The organism is Nocardia sp. NPDC059228 (genome assembly GCF_042754245.1).
Classification (GTDB): domain Bacteria; phylum Actinomycetota; class Actinomycetes; order Mycobacteriales; family Mycobacteriaceae; genus Nocardia.
The window spans coordinates 1-1,008 of the sequence record NZ_JBHZAL010000200.1 but is presented as its reverse complement, the minus strand read 5'-3'; the positions used below and the strand labels follow the sequence as shown (position 1 = coordinate 1,008).

Below are 1,008 nucleotides of genomic sequence, written 5' to 3'. Positions count from 1 at the left end.
GCCGATGCCCGTCGCCGACGACGAGGCCAACAGCTACGGCAAGGGCTACCTCTCCGGCACGATCATGGGCATCGCGCCGCAGAGCAAGAAGCAGAACGCCGCGTGGGAGCTGGTGAAGTACATGACCACCGACACGAAGGCGGTCGTGGAGTTCGCCAACGGCATCCGCAACGTGCCCTCGACGCTCGCCGCGCTCAAGTCGCCCGACCTGAAGTTCGACCCCCGCTTCAAGACGTTCCTCGACATCGCGCAGCACCCGCAGTCCAGCACCCCCGACGGCGCGATCAACGGCGCGACGTACCAGACGACGCTCCAGGACTTCGGCTACCAGTACGAGAAGGGCGCCGTGAAGGACCTCCAGAAGGGCCTGGAAGAAACAGCGAAGCAGATCGACCGCGACATCGAGCAGGCCAAGTAGCGGGCCGGGGAAGCCGACCGATGTCCGGCAACACACTGCGTTCGAAACGGCGCAGGAGCGCGCTGCGGACGGTGGCGTTCATGTCACCCTGGCTGATCGGGTTCACGGTCTTCTTCGCGTATCCGCTCCTGTCGACCGTGTACTTCTCCTTCATGAAGTACGACGGCTTCAACTCCCCCGTCTGGAACGGACTCGGGAACTGGAGCTACGTCTTCAGCGACTACCCGATGTTCTGGCCGTCGCTGCGCAACACGCTGTGGCTGGTCCTGGTGATGGTCTCCTGCCGGGTCCTGTTCGGTCTCGGCGTCGGCATGCTGATCACCAGGATCAGGACGGGCACCGGGGTCTTCCGGACCCTGTTCTACCTGCCGTACCTGGCGCCGCCCGTCGCGGCCACGCTCGCCTTCGTGTTCCTCCTCAACCCCGGTACGGGGCCGGTCAACACGATCCTCGGCGACCTCGGGCTGCCCACACCGGGCTGGTTCAACGACGCCTCCTGGTCCAAGCCGGCGCTGACGATGCTGGCCGTCTGGGGCATCGGCGACCTGATGGTGATCTTCATGGCCGCGCTGCTCGACGTGCCGAAGGAG

1 protein-coding gene and 1 pseudogene are annotated in these 1,008 nt (G+C 65.5%); both read left to right on the top strand.

Annotated elements, in window-relative coordinates; genetic code table 11:
* Nucleotides 1-418, top strand: a pseudogene (locus ACFXKA_RS43495) (ABC transporter substrate-binding protein); the annotation flags it as partial.
* 20 nt (nucleotides 419-438) lie between these two features.
* Nucleotides 439-1,008 (top strand): carbohydrate ABC transporter permease (locus ACFXKA_RS43490; protein WP_379431984.1); only part of this gene is annotated, 570 nt, incomplete at its 3' end.